At 62.5% G+C, this 14,039-nt stretch carries 18 protein-coding genes; 8 read left to right on the top strand and 10 right to left on the bottom strand.

Annotation, left to right across the window (positions count from 1 at the left end; translation table 11 throughout):
- Nucleotides 1-128 precede the first annotated feature (128 nt).
- Nucleotides 129-884 carry a tRNA pseudouridine(38-40) synthase TruA gene (truA, locus tag AC04SH_RS07390; RefSeq protein ID WP_488574510.1) on the top strand — a complete coding sequence of 252 codons (756 nt, stop codon included), beginning with the start codon at nt 129-131 and terminating at the stop codon, nt 882-884.
- Here the strand turns inward: truA and AC04SH_RS07385 are convergent.
- Both AC04SH_RS07385 and dapE read right to left on the bottom strand, forming a co-directional pair.
- The gene (locus AC04SH_RS07385) at nt 881-1,486 is read right to left on the bottom strand and encodes a transporter (RefSeq protein WP_488574509.1); all 606 of its coding nucleotides are present in this window, start codon (nt 1,484-1,486) and stop codon (nt 881-883) included. The two genes, truA and AC04SH_RS07385, sit on opposite strands and share 4 nt — an antisense overlap.
- Nucleotides 1,487-1,488: 2 nt before the next feature.
- Nucleotides 1,489-2,682 carry a succinyl-diaminopimelate desuccinylase gene (dapE, locus tag AC04SH_RS07380; RefSeq protein WP_488574508.1) on the bottom strand — a complete coding sequence of 398 codons (1,194 nt, stop codon included), beginning with the start codon at nt 2,680-2,682 and terminating at the stop codon, nt 1,489-1,491.
- Between the two features lie 114 nt (nt 2,683-2,796).
- On the opposite strand from dapE, the gene AC04SH_RS07375 reads away from it, so the two are divergent.
- Nucleotides 2,797-3,810 (top strand): 2-dehydropantoate 2-reductase, encoded by a 1,014-nt coding sequence (locus AC04SH_RS07375; RefSeq protein WP_488574507.1) that lies wholly within the window; start codon nt 2,797-2,799, stop codon nt 3,808-3,810.
- A gap of 72 nt (nt 3,811-3,882) precedes the next feature.
- Here AC04SH_RS07375 and AC04SH_RS07370 read toward each other — a convergent pair whose 3' ends face one another.
- From AC04SH_RS07370 to dapD, 4 genes are all read right to left on the bottom strand, one after another.
- Nucleotides 3,883-4,653 carry a hypothetical protein gene (locus tag AC04SH_RS07370; protein ID WP_477232220.1) on the bottom strand — a complete coding sequence of 257 codons (771 nt, stop codon included), beginning with the start codon at nt 4,651-4,653 and terminating at the stop codon, nt 3,883-3,885.
- Nucleotides 4,654-4,674: 21 nt separating this feature from the next.
- On the bottom strand, nt 4,675-5,046 hold the full coding sequence (locus tag AC04SH_RS07365) for a DUF805 domain-containing protein (RefSeq protein WP_477232219.1): 372 nt from the start codon (nt 5,044-5,046) through the stop codon (nt 4,675-4,677).
- On the bottom strand, nt 5,039-5,392 hold the full coding sequence (locus AC04SH_RS07360; protein ID WP_477232218.1) for a DUF805 domain-containing protein: 354 nt from the start codon (nt 5,390-5,392) through the stop codon (nt 5,039-5,041). Before AC04SH_RS07360 ends, AC04SH_RS07365 begins: the two co-directional genes overlap by 8 nt.
- Nucleotides 5,393-5,464: 72 nt before the next feature.
- Nucleotides 5,465-6,319: a 2,3,4,5-tetrahydropyridine-2,6-dicarboxylate N-succinyltransferase gene (gene dapD, locus AC04SH_RS07355; protein ID WP_488574506.1), complete on the bottom strand. Its 855-nt coding sequence runs from the start codon at nt 6,317-6,319 to the stop codon at nt 5,465-5,467.
- A gap of 225 nt (nt 6,320-6,544) precedes the next feature.
- On the opposite strand from dapD, the gene AC04SH_RS07350 reads away from it, so the two are divergent.
- On the top strand, nt 6,545-7,390 hold the full coding sequence (locus AC04SH_RS07350) for an LOG family protein (RefSeq protein ID WP_477232216.1): 846 nt from the start codon (nt 6,545-6,547) through the stop codon (nt 7,388-7,390).
- A 91-nt stretch (nt 7,391-7,481) separates the two neighbouring features.
- On the opposite strand, the gene AC04SH_RS07345 is transcribed toward AC04SH_RS07350, so the two are convergent.
- Nucleotides 7,482-8,201 (bottom strand): pyrimidine 5'-nucleotidase, encoded by a 720-nt coding sequence (locus AC04SH_RS07345; RefSeq protein WP_477342636.1) that lies wholly within the window; start codon nt 8,199-8,201, stop codon nt 7,482-7,484.
- 175 nt (nt 8,202-8,376) lie between these two features.
- Here AC04SH_RS07345 and AC04SH_RS07340 point away from each other — a divergent pair, with 175 nt between their 5' ends.
- From AC04SH_RS07340 to AC04SH_RS07330, 3 genes are all read left to right on the top strand, one after another.
- Nucleotides 8,377-9,138: a GGDEF domain-containing protein gene (locus AC04SH_RS07340; RefSeq protein ID WP_112559018.1), complete on the top strand. Its 762-nt coding sequence runs from the start codon at nt 8,377-8,379 to the stop codon at nt 9,136-9,138.
- Nucleotides 9,139-9,315: 177 nt separating this feature from the next.
- The gene (locus tag AC04SH_RS07335; RefSeq protein ID WP_477232215.1) at nt 9,316-9,486 is read left to right on the top strand and encodes a hypothetical protein; all 171 of its coding nucleotides are present in this window, start codon (nt 9,316-9,318) and stop codon (nt 9,484-9,486) included.
- A complete protein-coding gene (locus tag AC04SH_RS07330) occupies nt 9,483-10,922 on the top strand; it encodes a GMC oxidoreductase (protein WP_488574505.1) in 1,440 nt (479 codons plus the stop codon). Before AC04SH_RS07335 ends, AC04SH_RS07330 begins: the two co-directional genes overlap by 4 nt.
- A 158-nt stretch (nt 10,923-11,080) precedes the next feature.
- Here the strand turns inward: AC04SH_RS07330 and AC04SH_RS07325 are convergent, their stop codons facing one another.
- Complete coding sequence (locus tag AC04SH_RS07325) at nt 11,081-11,248, bottom strand: hypothetical protein (protein ID WP_181059834.1); 168 nt, start codon at nt 11,246-11,248, stop codon at nt 11,081-11,083.
- 95 nt (nt 11,249-11,343) lie between these two features.
- Between AC04SH_RS07325 and AC04SH_RS07320 the strand changes: the two genes are divergently transcribed.
- Nucleotides 11,344-11,838 (top strand): MarR family winged helix-turn-helix transcriptional regulator, encoded by a 495-nt coding sequence (locus AC04SH_RS07320; RefSeq protein WP_488574504.1) that lies wholly within the window; start codon nt 11,344-11,346, stop codon nt 11,836-11,838.
- A gap of 48 nt (nt 11,839-11,886) precedes the next feature.
- On the opposite strand, the gene AC04SH_RS07315 is transcribed toward AC04SH_RS07320, so the two are convergent.
- A complete protein-coding gene (locus AC04SH_RS07315; RefSeq protein ID WP_477232212.1) occupies nt 11,887-12,519 on the bottom strand; it encodes a TetR/AcrR family transcriptional regulator in 633 nt (210 codons plus the stop codon).
- A gap of 104 nt (nt 12,520-12,623) precedes the next feature.
- Between AC04SH_RS07315 and AC04SH_RS07310 the strand changes: the two genes are divergently transcribed.
- Nucleotides 12,624-13,028: a VOC family protein gene (locus AC04SH_RS07310; RefSeq protein WP_488574503.1), complete on the top strand. Its 405-nt coding sequence runs from the start codon at nt 12,624-12,626 to the stop codon at nt 13,026-13,028.
- Nucleotides 13,029-13,101: 73 nt separating this feature from the next.
- On the opposite strand, the gene phhA is transcribed toward AC04SH_RS07310, so the two are convergent.
- Nucleotides 13,102-13,938, bottom strand: a complete 837-nt coding sequence (gene phhA, locus AC04SH_RS07305) for a phenylalanine 4-monooxygenase (protein ID WP_488574502.1) — start codon at nt 13,936-13,938, stop codon at nt 13,102-13,104.
- Nucleotides 13,939-14,039: the final 101 nt, after the last annotated feature.

Here is a 14,039-nt window from a genome sequence, read left to right as displayed (position 1 = left end):
ATGATGCCGAAAAGTGTGAAGCGGTTTTCGGACGACATCATGCTCTATCTCTTTGATTTAGAGCCGGATTCAGATTTCAGGTCGATTCGACCTGAAATCTTCCGGCTCTAGGCGAGTGCAGATCGCCCATGCCGCGTTTTCGTCTCGATATCGAATATGACGGCAGCCTCTTCGCCGGCTGGCAACACCAGGCGGATCAGCCTTCGGTGCAGCAGGCGATAGAGCAGGCGATCGAGAAATTCAGCGGCGAGGCGGTGCGGTTGCGCGCGGCCGGCCGTACCGACGCCGGCGTGCATGCGACCGCCCAGGTGGCGCATGTCGACCTCGCCAAGGCGTGGCCCAACGATAAGGTGCGCGACGCCATCAACGCGCATCTGCAGGCGGCGGGTGCGCACGTCGCCATCCTGCAGGCGACGCTTGTCCCCGACGATTTCGATGCCCGTTTCTCGGCCACCGGGCGGCACTATCTCTACCGCATCCTCAACCGGCGCGCGCCGGCTGCGATGGAAAAGGGCAAGGTCTGGTGGGTGCCGAAGCGGCTCGACGCCGACGCCATGCACGAAGCGGCGAAAGTCCTGCTCGGCCGACATGACTTTACCACCTTCCGCTCGACGCAATGCCAGGCCAACAGTCCGGTGCGGACGCTGGAGCGGCTCGATGTGAGCCGCCAGGGTGACCTGATCGAGGTCAGGGCCTCGGCGCGCTCATTCCTGCACAACCAGGTGCGCTCCATGGTCGGGTCGCTGAAACGCGTCGGCGACGGCGGCTGGACGGCTGCCGACCTCAAGGCCGCGCTCGACGCGCAAGACCGCGCCGCCTGCGGCCAGGTGGCGCCGCCCGACGGGCTTTTTCTGGTCGGTGTCGATTACCCCGATGGGTCCTAGGCCGGGGCGGCCGTCGGTACGGTAATACCGAGCAGCGCCACAAGGCCGAACAAGACGGCCAGAGACACCACCAGCATGCCTGTGAAAACGGCGGTGCCGACAGCCGCGCCCTTGCCGATCGCGACGTTGGTCATCCGCCAGGTGAGGACCAGCGACAGCACCACCAGAACCAGCCACACCAACTCGGCGAATGGGTTGCCGGACGGCAGGAAGAGCCTGATCAACGCCGATGGCAGCAGCATCCAGGCGGTGATTGCCGACGCCCAGTTGCTGGCGACGACGTAGTGAACGAAGCGGTCGCCGATGCCGGCACGCGACGCGACCAAGGCAAGCGCGACCAGCGGCAGCAGCCACGAGCCGAGGTCGACGGTTGCCAGGCGGATCAACATGCCCAGCCGACCGGCGAACGCATTCGGGTCGCCGATCTCGTTGGCAGTGCCGACCCAGCCGACGATCATCGCCGGCGCGGCGACGACGATGGCAAAGAAGGAATTCCAGAAGCCGTCCGCCGACAGGTCGAGCAGCCGCAAGCCGTCGACCTTGCCGAGCATCAGCCGCCAGGCGCCGGTAAGCGATGAATAGGTCTCGTCAACCGAAAGCATGATCAGCCTTGCTCGAACCAGTCTTCTATGAAGCGCTGGTAGATCTGGGTCAGCGTTTCGAGGTCGGCCAATGCGACGCGTTCATCGACCATATGCATGGTCTTGCCGACCAGCCCAAACTCGACCACCGGGCAATAATCCTTGATGAAACGGGCGTCCGAAGTGCCGCCTGAGGTGGAGAGCGCCGGCTCCTTGCCGACCGCCGCCTTGATCGAGCCACGCAGCGTGTCGATGAGTTTGTCGTCGCGCGTCAGGAAAACGTGGCTCGGCCGGTCGCGCCAGACAAGCTCATAGTCGACGGGGGTCTTCTTGCCGGTCCGGTATTTCTTGCGCTTGGCCGCCTGGTCGAGGCGGTTGTGGATCTCTGCCTGTACCGTCTCGGCCGTCCAGCTGTCGTTAAAGCGGATGTTGAAGGTGGCGGTCGCCTTGGCCGGGATGACATTGGTCGCCGGATTGCCGACATCGATCGAGGTCACTTCCAGATTGGTCGGCTGGAAATCCTTCGTGCCCTTGTCGAAGACGGGGTGGAGCAAGGCCTCGACCAGGCTCATCAGGCCGCGCACCGGATTGTCGGCAAGCAAAGGATAGGCGACATGGCCCTGGCGGCCGTTAACGGTGACGCTGCCCGACATCGAGCCACGCCGGCCGATCTTGATCATGTCGCCGAGCGCGTCTGGATTGGTCGGCTCGCCGACGATCGAGGCATCCCATTTCTCGCCCTTGGCCGCCGCCCAGTCGAGCAGTTTTGTCGTGCCGTTGATGGCCGGGCCTTCTTCATCACCGGTGATCAGCAGCGAGACCGAGCCTTTAGGGCCGCCCTTGTTCTCGACATGGCGCGCCACGGCGGCGATGAAACAGGCGATGCCGCCCTTCATGTCGACGGCGCCGCGGCCGTACATCTCGCCCTTGGCGATCTCGGCGGCGAAAGGCGGATGCGTCCACGACGCCTCGTCGCCCACCGGCACCACGTCGGTATGGCCGGCAAACATCAGATGCGGCCCATTGCCGGAGCGGCGCGCATAAAGGTTCTCGATATCGGGCGTGCCGTCTTCGGAAAACACCGGGCGTTCGACGGAAAAGCCGAGCGGTTTAAGCATGCCTTCCAATGCGGCCAGCGCACCGCCCTCGGCGGGTGTTACGGAAGCGCAGCGTATGAGGGTCGCGAGGTTGGCGGCGGGATCGGTCGGCAGTTTCATGGGCAAAGCGATAATCGAAAGCGAAAGGCCTGTCACGGTCAGAGATGATGACCGGTCCTGCCGCCGACATTATGGTTTTCATGTCGTATAGTGCAGGCCAACACGGGATATCGCATGGCCAACGCCCAAAAAACCATCGTCATTGCCGGCGCCGGCAGCATCGGCTGCTATGTCGGCGGCTGCCTGGCGCTGGCCGGACGCAAGGTGGTGTTTCTGGCGCGGCCGCGCATCGCGGAGGCCTTGCTGGCCGGCGGGCTGCGTGTCACCGACCTCGACGGTCGCGACCGATCCGTCAAGCCGGAGTCCGTCACTGCCGACCCGGCCGCCGCCCTGGCCAATGCCGACGTGGTGCTGGTGACGGTCAAGAACGGCGCCACCGAGGAGATGGCAGCGCTCATCGCCGCGCATGCTCGCGGCGATGTCGTGGTGGTCAGCCTGCAGAACGGTGTCGGCAATGCCGACCGGTTACGCGCCGGGCTGGGCTCTCGATCGGTGCTGGCCGGCATGGTGCCGTTCAATGTCGTCCAGTCGGCCGAAGGCAACGTGCCGCTTCACGTGCATCGTGCCAGCGAGGGCAAGGTGATGATCGAAGACAATATGGCCGGCCTTGCCGACCTTCTCGATGTCGAAGGACTTGCCGTCGAAACCCATGCCGACATCAAGGCAGTGCAGTGGGGCAAGTTGCTGATCAACCTCAACAATGCGCTCGTCGCGCTGTCCGGCCTTCCGCTGGCGAGTGAACTTGCCGACCGCCGCTGGCGGCTGATCCTGGCCGGTCAGATCGACGAGGCGCTGGCGGCGATGAAAGCATCACACATCGCCCCGGCGCGGGTCGGCGGCCTGCGTCCCGGCCTGTTGCCGAAACTGCTCCGGCTGCCGGACTGGCTGTTTCGGCTGGTGGCCCGCCGCATGCTCGCCATCGACCCGCAGGCGCGCTCGTCGATGTGGGACGACCTCCAGCGCGGCCGGCCAACCGAAATCGGCGACCTGCAGGGAACGGTCCTGAGCCTCGCCGAAAAGGCCGGCACGCCGGCTCCTTTGCTTAAACGGATCACCGCTCTGGTGCGGCAGGCCGAGCAGGAAAAGCGCGGGTCACCCGGGCTGACGCCGGAAGCCGTCACGGGATAGGCTGCTCGCCGTAAGCGTCAGACCGTGGCCCGCACATGAGCCCGGAAAAGCAGCCTCGCCGGCACCGCTGCGTCACAGCTTTGGCGCGCGCCTCCGAGCCGGCGCCTTGCTCGCCGGGCCCGGCGCCGGCAGCGGTTGCACCGCCGGGTGGTTCTCGATCAGCGTGATCTTCTGCCAGATCTTGCGCGACAGGTTGGATGCCAGGTTCTCGACGTCGTTGACGCCGTCGATGACCACATCGTCATTGACCGACTGTGCGAACAGCGCTGCGATCTTGCCGGTGATCGACAGCATTTCCGAGCAATAATCGAGGTAGCGCGCCAGGTCCGCGGCATTGGTGATACGCGCCGGCGAATGCGCGGTCGGCCTGAAGTTGGCAGACAATGCGGCCGGATCCTTGGTCAGCTGGTGCATGTCGATGACATGGATCAGCGATCTCAGCCCATGCAGCTGGCGAAACACCCGCTTGCGCTTGATGCGCTCCTCGGTGCGGATCAGCGCCAGCAGGCCGAGCACGGCGAGGATGATCATGTTGATCGTGGCTTCGATGCCTTGCACCGACTGCACCGCGTCGTCTGCCTGCGAGATATGGATGAGCGGCAGGATGGTGCCGACGAACAGGAAAATCAGCGCGCCGGCGGCGACGGCGGCGACGATGGCGCCGCGCAGCCACCAGATCGGCGCCTCGAGCGCCTGCGCCGCCTTGGCCAGGTCGCGCGACAGCGACACCAGTTCGGCGGCGACGCCGCGCAGACCCGCCTCGGGAAAACGCTCGGCGACGCGCCCTTCCAGCCGCTCGGCGGTGTCGATGATCAGTTTCGGATCAAGCGTGCGGTAGCGCATGGCGAGATATCCGGTCGGCCCTCAGGGTTGTGCGGGAGAATTGGTGTGCCGGCCGTAGCGATTGGGCCCGGGATCACTTCTGAAGCAGGCAAGAATGAGAAGAAGAATCGGGCCGATGATGAGAGAGATCAACGCGTAGTAAGTCGGTTTGCCGAAATCATGGAAACGCTTTGCCGTAACCGCGAAGCTCGACCAGGTCGAAATCAGCACAACGGTCCAGAACACGGTGGCCCACACTTGGCTATTTGCGGTGCCGGGCTCCAGTCTGGCAAACTGGTAGAGCGGGAAAAACTGGGCAAGCAGCAAAAGCAGGCCGGCCAGCGCATACGCACCGGGGCTGACGCGGCCTGAGGTTTTGAAGAAAAGCCAAATGAGGTCTATTTTTTCAGGCAAGCGGATCCGGTCCGTATTGATTGGCGCCCCTGTTGCCTTCGAGGATGCCCAGCTCGACGATAAGCCAGATCGCTCCGATGAAAGGCACCAGCGCGATAAGTGTCCACCAGCCCGACTTGTTGCGGTCATGCCAGCGCTTGGCGTAGACGGCGAAGACCAGATAGAGCGTGGCGATCACATAGATCAGGTAGACGAAACCGTAAGGCATGCTGTTGAACGTGGTGCCGATGATGTTGTCGATGATCATGGCGATGATGGCGCCGACGAATATCACACCAACGCAAGCCCAGAATTTGGCGCGGTTGATACGGCCTTCATAGCTCGTCAGAAGATACTTCCAGTCCATGTCACCCCTCCATGCGGAATCAGCGCGACGGAATGTCGCGCCGGCGGAAGGTGCGTCCGTTTACAAAAAAGATCAATCGCGCAGCAATTCGTTGATCGAGGTCTTGGAACGGGTCTTGGCGTCGACGCGCTTGACGATCACGGCGCAATAGAGGCCTGGGCCTGGCTCATTGTTCGGAAAGGCCTTGCCCGGCATCGAGCCGGCGACGACAACGGAATTGGCCGGCACTTCGCCGTAAAACACCTCGCCGGTGGTGCGGTCGACGATCTTGGTCGACTGGCCGATGAACACGCCCATGCCGAGCACCGAGCCCTCGCGCACGATGCAGCCCTCGACCACTTCCGAGCGCGCGCCGATGAAGCAATTGTCCTCGATGATGGTCGGGCCGGCCTGCATCGGCTCCAGCACGCCGCCAATGCCGACGCCGCCCGACAGGTGCACGTTCTTGCCGATCTGGGCGCAGGAGCCGACCGAGGCCCATGTGTCGACCATGGTGCCACTATCGACATAGGCGCCGACATTGACGAAGGACGGCATCAGCACCGCGCCCGGCGCGACATAGGCCGAACGGCGCACGATCGACGACGGCACGGCGCGGAAGCCGGCCTTCTCGAAATCGACAGCGCTCCAGCCGTCGAACTTCGACGCCACCTTGTCCCACCATACGGCCTGGCCCGGGCCACCCTTGATGATCTCCATGGGATAGAGCCGGAAGGAGAGCAGCACCGCCTTCTTCAGCCACTGGTTGACATGCCACTTGCCGTCGGTCTGGCGCTCGGCGACGCGGACCGTGCCGTGGTCGAGCAGGTCGAGCGCGGACTGGATGGCGTCGCGCGTTTCGCCGCGGGTCGCGGTCGAAATCGTGTCGCGCTCCTCGAAGGCCTTCTCGATGGTCTTTTCGAGGCTTGCCAGATCAGGCTTCGACATGAATTCGCTCCGTTACCACGCTGTTAAGGCCATCGCCTTAACCTGTTTTGAAAATCGCGCGGACCCCTGGCAGGCTTTGCCTGCCTGGGTCTTTGCATGTAGCAGGTTCTTGTCGCAAAACCGCCGAACACTTTTGCGGAACCTGCTTATGTTAAGGCGTATTGGGGGTCAATCGCGCGTGCGCCACGGGACGGCGCAAGTGAACTGTTGGGACGGGTAAAGCATATGACTCCTATGGAAAAGGCGGGATGGACGCCGCTGCCGCATTCGGACGAGGATCTGGAGCGCTCGAAAAGCGTGCCCGATACGCCGCAGACGCGCGCCGACACCTATCGTCTGGCCTGGAACGATCCCGACTTCATGACGCGTCGCGAATTGCGCGCGGTGCGGTTGCAGCTGGAACTCCTGAAGCCCGAAATGATCCTGGCCGAGCGCGGCATCCGCTCGACGGTGATCCTGTTCGGCGGCGCGCGCATTCCCGAACCTGGCGGCGAGGCCTGGGCGGCCAAGAACGAGACGCAGAAGAAGAACCTCGAGGAAAACAGCAAATACTACGAGGAGGCGCGCAAATTCGCCCGCCTCTGCGCGAAGCAGTCAGCCACGTCCTACTATCGCGAATTCGTCGTCGTCACCGGTGGTGGGCCTGGCGTCATGGAGGCTGGCAATCGCGGCGCAGACGATGTCGGCGCGCCATCGATTGGCCTCAACATCGTGCTGCCGCACGAACAGGCGCCGAATGCCTATGTGACGCCGGAACTGTGCTTCAACTTCCACTATTTCGCCATCCGCAAGATGCATTTCGTCATGCGCGCCAAGGCTGTTGCGGTGTTTCCGGGCGGCTTCGGCACCATGGACGAGTTCTTCGAGACGCTTACACTGATCCAGACGGGCCGCATGGAGCGCGTGCCAGTGATCCTGTTCGGCAAGGCGTTCTGGAAACGCGCCATCAATCTCGATTTCCTGGCCGAACAGGGCACCATCACGCCCGGCGACCAGGACATTATCGACTTCGTCGACACCGCCGATGAGGCGTGGGAGATTATCAGCCGGTTCTACAAGCTAGGGGAGTAGGGCAGTAAGAGAGTAGGGGAATTTGATCTGGATGCGGTGAGTGCAACCGCCGTATTCTCCTACTGCCCTACTGCCCTACTGCCCTACTGCCCTACTGCCCTACTGCCTCACTCCCCGCGACTATTCCCGTCAGGAAACCGGCAAGGTCGTCGGTGACGAAATCGACGTCGTCCTCATTGGCCGGATCGCGTTCCCAGATCTCGGCAAAGGTCGGCTCGAAATTGCGCGGCACCACCAGCACTGTGGTCATCCCCAGCGATTTCGGCACCTCCAGATTGCGGGCGAGATCCTCGAACATCACCGCATTGTGGCCGGTGACGGCGTGCAGTTCGGCAAACTTCTCATAGGTCTGGCGCGACGGCTTCGGCGTCAGCCCCGCGGCGACGATGTCGAAGATGTCGTCGAAATGGTCGAGGATGCCGAGTTGGCGCGCGGTCCGCTCGGCGTGCCTGCGGTCGCCATTGGTGAAGATGAACTTGCGCCCGGGAAGCTGGCGGATGGCGGTGCCGAGCACCGGATCGGGCACCAGCCACGAATAGTCGATGTCGTGCACCTTTTCGAGGAAGTCGTCGGGGTCGATGCCGTGCCGCGTCATCAGCCCGTTCAGCGTAGTGCCATATTCGAGGTAGAGTTCCTTCTGCAGCTTGCGGGCCTCGTCACGCGGCAGCGTCAGCAGTTCTCCGACATAGGCCGTCATCTTGACGTCGATCTGTGAAAACAGATTCGAATGGTGCGGATAGAGCGTGTTGTCGAGGTCGAACACCCAGTCGGTGACGTGAGCGAAGCGGGCGGGATCGGGCGACGTGGTCATGGCGTCCTTATGGCACGAAATATCGGCCGTTCGAACCCCTTTCTGATGGCAGGCTTATCCACAACCTGTACGCATCTAGAGTTGTAAAAATGGGCTCACCATTCAAATTTTAGCCATCGCCGAAAGGTGGCCTTCAGGGCTTGCTGGCACAGAGACGGTTCAGTGGGAGCCAGCGATGAGTCGCATACTTTTAAAGTCCGCCGCCGTCGCGTTCGGCTCGGTAGCCGTCTCGCTTTTGCTGACGCTAATTGTCGTTCCCGCCATGGGTTTTCCGGTCAGTCGCACCATCTGGCTGACGTCGACGGTGTGCCCGCTGGCGCTCGCCTGGATCGCCTGCGCCAGCACCTTCTGGCAGAGCGACAGACTGAAAGGCGCGCATCGCGATCTTGCCCGCGCGCATGCCCAACTCGCCGCCGCGCATCGGCGCCTGTCGGAGAAGGCGAGCCGCGACGACATGACCGGCATGCTCAACCGCGAGAGCTTCTTTGCGGCGCTCGACGGCTCGCGGCGTAAATCCGATCGCGGCGCGCTGCTGATCATCGACGCCGACCATTTCAAGGCGATCAACGACAGCTTCGGCCATCTGACCGGCGATGACGCGCTGCTGCTGATCGCCAGCGCCATCGAGCGTGGCGTGCGCAGCGGCGACGTGCTTGGCCGTATCGGCGGCGAGGAGTTCGGCGCCTTCCTGGTCGGCGCCACCGGCGCGGAGGCCAGGCGTGTCGCCGAGCGCATCCGCCGCGAAGTCGAGCTGATCCGCTTCCGCCCGGTCGACGAGCGGACTGTGCCGCTGACCGTCAGCATTGGCGGCATCACTTGCGGTGAGGATGCCAATGTTTCGGAACTGATGCGCGCTGCCGACCTCCGGCTCTACGAGGCCAAGCACCGTGGCCGCAATTTGTCGATCCTCGACCGGGACATTTCCGAGGCCGCCTGAGGCTCGCGCTCATGCTCGCTAAGGATTTGCTAACATCGTTGTCACGCAACCACGCCGTTTACCCGGTTGTAAGCTGTTTCCCGGCTAGAACTGGCACGGAAATGGCCTGTCTGGCCGGCACGTGTGCCGTTCAGGGAACGCCATGCGTGGATCGAAGCCCCCATCGAGAGACGTGTCATGAGCTTCTTCATCAAGAAAATATCACGCCGCACCATCGTGCAGGCGCTGATTGCGATGCCGGCGTTACGGCTGTTTCGCAAGCTGCCTGACAGCGACCGCCCCCATGCCGACCCCGACGAGATCGTCGAGGTCAATGGCTGGATCCTGAAGCGGAGCGACCTGGCATGATCTTCGACAGTTATGAGGTGTATCGCGCCTCGGATTTCAAACCCAGGGTCTGCATCCTCGGCTCAGGCCCTGCCGGCACCACCATCGCCAGGAAGCTTGGCGCCGCCGGTATTCCGGTCGTGGTGCTGGAGGCTGGCGCGCGCGAATTCAGCGACGAGTCGCAGGATTTCTACCGCGGCACCACGGTCGGTGATCCCTATTTCGATCTCGACATTACCCGGCTGCGCTTCATGGGCGGCTCGTCGAACCACTGGGCCGGCTGGTGCCGGGTGCTCGACAGCCAAGATTTCGAACCCAAGGCGTGGGCGCCGGACACCGGCTGGCCGATTAACCGCGCCGACATCGAGCCCTATCTGAGTGAGGTGCATGACATCCTCGAGCTTCCGGACTTCCGCCCCGATGTGCCGATTTCGGACGACATACGCTGGGTGCAGCTGATCAAGAGCCCGGCCGTGCGCTTTGGCGAGAAATTCGCCGATGAGCTCGACAAGAGCAAGACCATCGCCGTCGTGCTCAACACCTATGCCACCGAACTTGCCGGCGACGGCAAGCGGGTGACCGGCGCCAGGCTGTGGTCGAACGGCCAGGATGCCGGCGCCTTCAGCGCCGATTATTTCATCGTCTGCACCGGCGGGCTGGAGAATTCGCGGCTGCTTCTATGGTCGAACCAGCGCTCCAATGGCGGCGTGGTGCCGAACGCCACCGCGCTTGGCCGCTACTGGATGGAGCATCCGACTTTCGAGGGCGGCAATGCCATCCTGGCCGACTACAGCGAGTTCGAGGTCGACGCCGTCAACGAGGCCTTCTTCTCGCCGACGCTGGCCGCCATGGAGCGGCTGCAGATCATGAATTTCGGCATCCGCCTGATCGAGACGCCCTATGCCGGCGTCAAGAGCCTGATTGCCGACTTGGCCTGCACCGCACCCGACGCCGCCGAATGGGTGGCCTACCAGCTCAGCCAGAATCTGCGCTGTGCGGCCCAGCTTTACGTCGCCTGGGAACAGGCGCCGCTGGCTTCGAACCGGATCGAATTGTCGAAGACCGACGTCGACCATGCCGGCGTGCCGCGCATCGAGCTGCACTGGAAGAAGTCGCCACTGGAGCGTCGCACCATTCTGGAGGGGCTCAAACTGTTCGGCACGACGTTGATCGAGAAGGACCTCGGCCGCGTCCGCATCATGGACTGGCTTGCCAATGGCCAGGACTACCCGACCGACGAGGAACTGGCCGGCCACCACCATATGGGCGGCACCCGCATGGGCACCGATGTGACCAAGAGCGTCGTCGATGCCAACTGCAGGGTGCACGGCATGGACAATCTCTTTGTCGGCGGCTCCTCGGTGTTCTGCACCTCGGGCGAATGCAACCCGACGACGACGATCACAGCGCTTGCCTGCCGGATGGGTGATCATCTCAGCAAGATCATCACGGTGTGACGCAGTCATCACGTCTAATGTTCCAAGAAGCAGGCGGCGCCGGCGCCTGTGACGGCAGCCGGCGCCGCCTTGGCGCGCCTTTGGGAAGATCGTGCTGAGTTGTAGCGATTTACGCAATTCCGGACGGAAAACCGCTACACACTTTTCCTGCAATTGCCCTAGAGGCCGTAGACGGCGATGCGCACGAGCACGGCGGCCGCGGCCAGTGCCACCAGCAGGATGCCCAGGCCGATGGGCGAGCCCCAGCCATACCATTTCATCGCCATCTCGGCATATTTGTACTCTTCCTCATGCGAGAGCGGCGCGCGCTGTTGAATCAAGCTCATTTTTCACTCCTTGTCGGCGGCTGGCCCCTTGCTATGTCCGGGCCGCAGCCGCATATTGATGCAATGGTCTAAATGTTAGACAGATTGATAGTTAGATGATCGAAATAAATTCGTCAAGCCGGAATCGTGACGACATGACGACGGCCATCGGCCTGGCCATCATGCAGTGGCAGGACGCGACGCAGGCCTATGATGAAGCGGTGGGGGCAAGGCTTGGGCTGAACATGGCCGAACGCCATTGCATCGGGCTGCTTTACGGCGGCCCGCAATCGGCCGGCGCCATCGCGATCGCAACCGGGCTGACGCCGGCTGCCGTGACCGCGCTGATCGACCGGCTGGAGGCACGCGGCTACCTGACCCGCACGCGCAGTCTCGAGGACAGGCGCAAGGTGGTGATCGAGGCGACAGACGCGACGCGCGACCTGTCGGAGCGCTACTACGGTGCCATCGCGCGCGAAGGCGAGAAGGTCGTCGCCACCTTCAGCGACGCGGAACTGGCCACCATATCGCGCTTCGTCCACGCCGCACTCGACCTGCAGCGCGACCAGCTGGCGCGACTGAAGGCCGAGGGGACGGACGCCGAGCTATAGGGATGCCTATGTGTTAGGGGTATCACTGCATATGTCGGCAGGACGAGACTATTTCGGCTGGACCCCATAGGCGGCAAGAAACGCCTCCACCGAGGCATCCGCGTGTCGTTCAAGTTCGGCCTTGGAACGCCGGTTGCTTCCCGTGAACATGGCTTCGTTCATTGGGATCCAAAGAAGCATTCCAAAAAAATGGCTGGCTGCCAGATGGGGATCACTGGTTTGTATCAGTCCTCGACTGGTGAGCTTTTGAAAGCAAGACGCCATTGAGCCAAGCATGCGCTCGAAGCCCTTTTCGTACCAACTGCGGCCAAGCTGCGGCATTCGGTCCGCGTTGGCGATAATTAGGCGCCGCAGCTTCAACAACTCTTCATCCATGAGGACCGCCATCAGACGTCGGGCAAGCTGCTGCAGCCCACCTTCCATGAATTTCGCCTCGGAAAGCAGCGTCGTCACGGACTCGATGATGTCGTTGGCTTGTGTAGCGGTCGACAGAACGACTTCGCCGAACAGCGTCTCCTTGTCTGTGAAATGCTTGTAGACGGTCTGCTTGGAAGCTCCCGCCCTGGTGGCGATTTCTTCCATGCTGGTTCCATCATAACCCTTAGCGATGAACGCCGCCGTGGCCGCCTGGATGATTTCACGATCCTTGCGTGCCGATCTCGTCTCACCGTCGATTTTCATCGCGCTCCCCTTGGCCGGTACTAGACGGTACCGTTCCCGCGTGATAGCCATGAAAACGGTACTGGACTGACTAGTACCTGTCAACGAAGGCAAGGCTTAGACCGATGACCAAGATGATCTTCCTCAATCTACCGGTGCGCGATCTGCAGGCAGCGACAAAGTTCTATCTCGCGATCGGGGGCACGCTCAATCCGCAGTTCTCGAACGACCAGGCCAGCTCGATCATGTTCTCAGACTCCATTGGGGTTATGCTGCTGACGCACGGACATTACAGCCAGTTCACGGCACGGGAGATAGGCGACGCCAAGCGTGACAGCCAGATGCTGATCGCGCTCACCACAGACAGCAAGGACGAGGTCAATGCGATAATCGAGAAGGGCGTGGCGGCCGGCGGCCGCGCCGATCCCAACCCTGCGCAGGATCTCGGTTTCATGTTCAACCGCCACATCGAAGACCCCGACGGCAACGTCTGGGAGTTCCTGTGGATGAACCCGACCGCTATGCAATAGCCTGGCGGGATCAAAGCGTCTAAAGCGCGTCGCGTCGACATGCGACGCGCTTTAAACACCGGTTCCGGATTTGCTAGACCGTCGCAGGGTCGAGCGCGGGCTGCCCCTTGCGGCGGGTAACGATCGCCTTGAAATCGGCGGTCCGGAACGCATCGCGCAACACGTCGAAGGACGGCAGCACGAAATAGGCGCGCTGGAACTTGTCGATCTCGTAGCCGGTGCGCATCACCGTTTCGAGGTCGAAGGGCACGAGATGCGCATCCGGGCTCGCGACGGCGAACTGCAATTCGGTGAAGGACGACATCAGCCCGGCGCCGAAAGCCTTCAGCGGCTGGCCCTTCTCCTGCATCAGCCCGTATTCGGCAGTGTACCAGTAGAGGCGGGTGATCATCTCATCGCCGCCCAGCGCAATCACGCTCTCGGCCTTCTCGCCATACATCTGCATGAAATCGGCAAACACCGGCTGCGTCAGGATGGGCACATGGCCGAAGAAGTCGTGGAACATGTCGGGTTCGACGATGTAGTCGAGTTCTTCCTTGGTGCGCAGCCAGTTGGTCACCGGAAAACGCCGGTTGGCGAGATGGTCGAAGAAAGGCGCGGCCGGAATGAGGCCGGGAACGGCGACGATTTCCCAGCCGGTCAACTTGCGCAGCTTCTCGCTGACCGCGCCGAAATCCGGAATCCTGTCCAGCAGGCCGAGCGTAGCGACGCCGTCGAGATAGGAGTGGTGCGCCAGTTTTTGGGTCAGCTTGGTCTGGCGGTCGCACAGCGTGCGCCACACTGCCTGTTCCTCGGCGCTGTAATCATAGCCTTGCGCCACGGTGAAGTCGGAACGGCACACCGAATAGTCGCCGCGCAGGCCTTGGGCCGCGCAATCACGGGCATACTCGGCAACGCTCATCGTCGTCATGGCTCTTCTCCTCTGATCATGACACTTCGAATCTGTTCACCGAATCTAGCGGCAGCCGGCGAGGCAATTCAGCTTTGATGATGGCTTGGAGGAAGGATTCG

The sequence above is a fragment of the Mesorhizobium sp. CNPSo 4688 genome, from assembly GCF_057784295.1.
The sequence above is the reverse complement of the archived record's forward strand: the minus strand, read 5'-3'. Positions and strand labels throughout refer to the sequence as shown.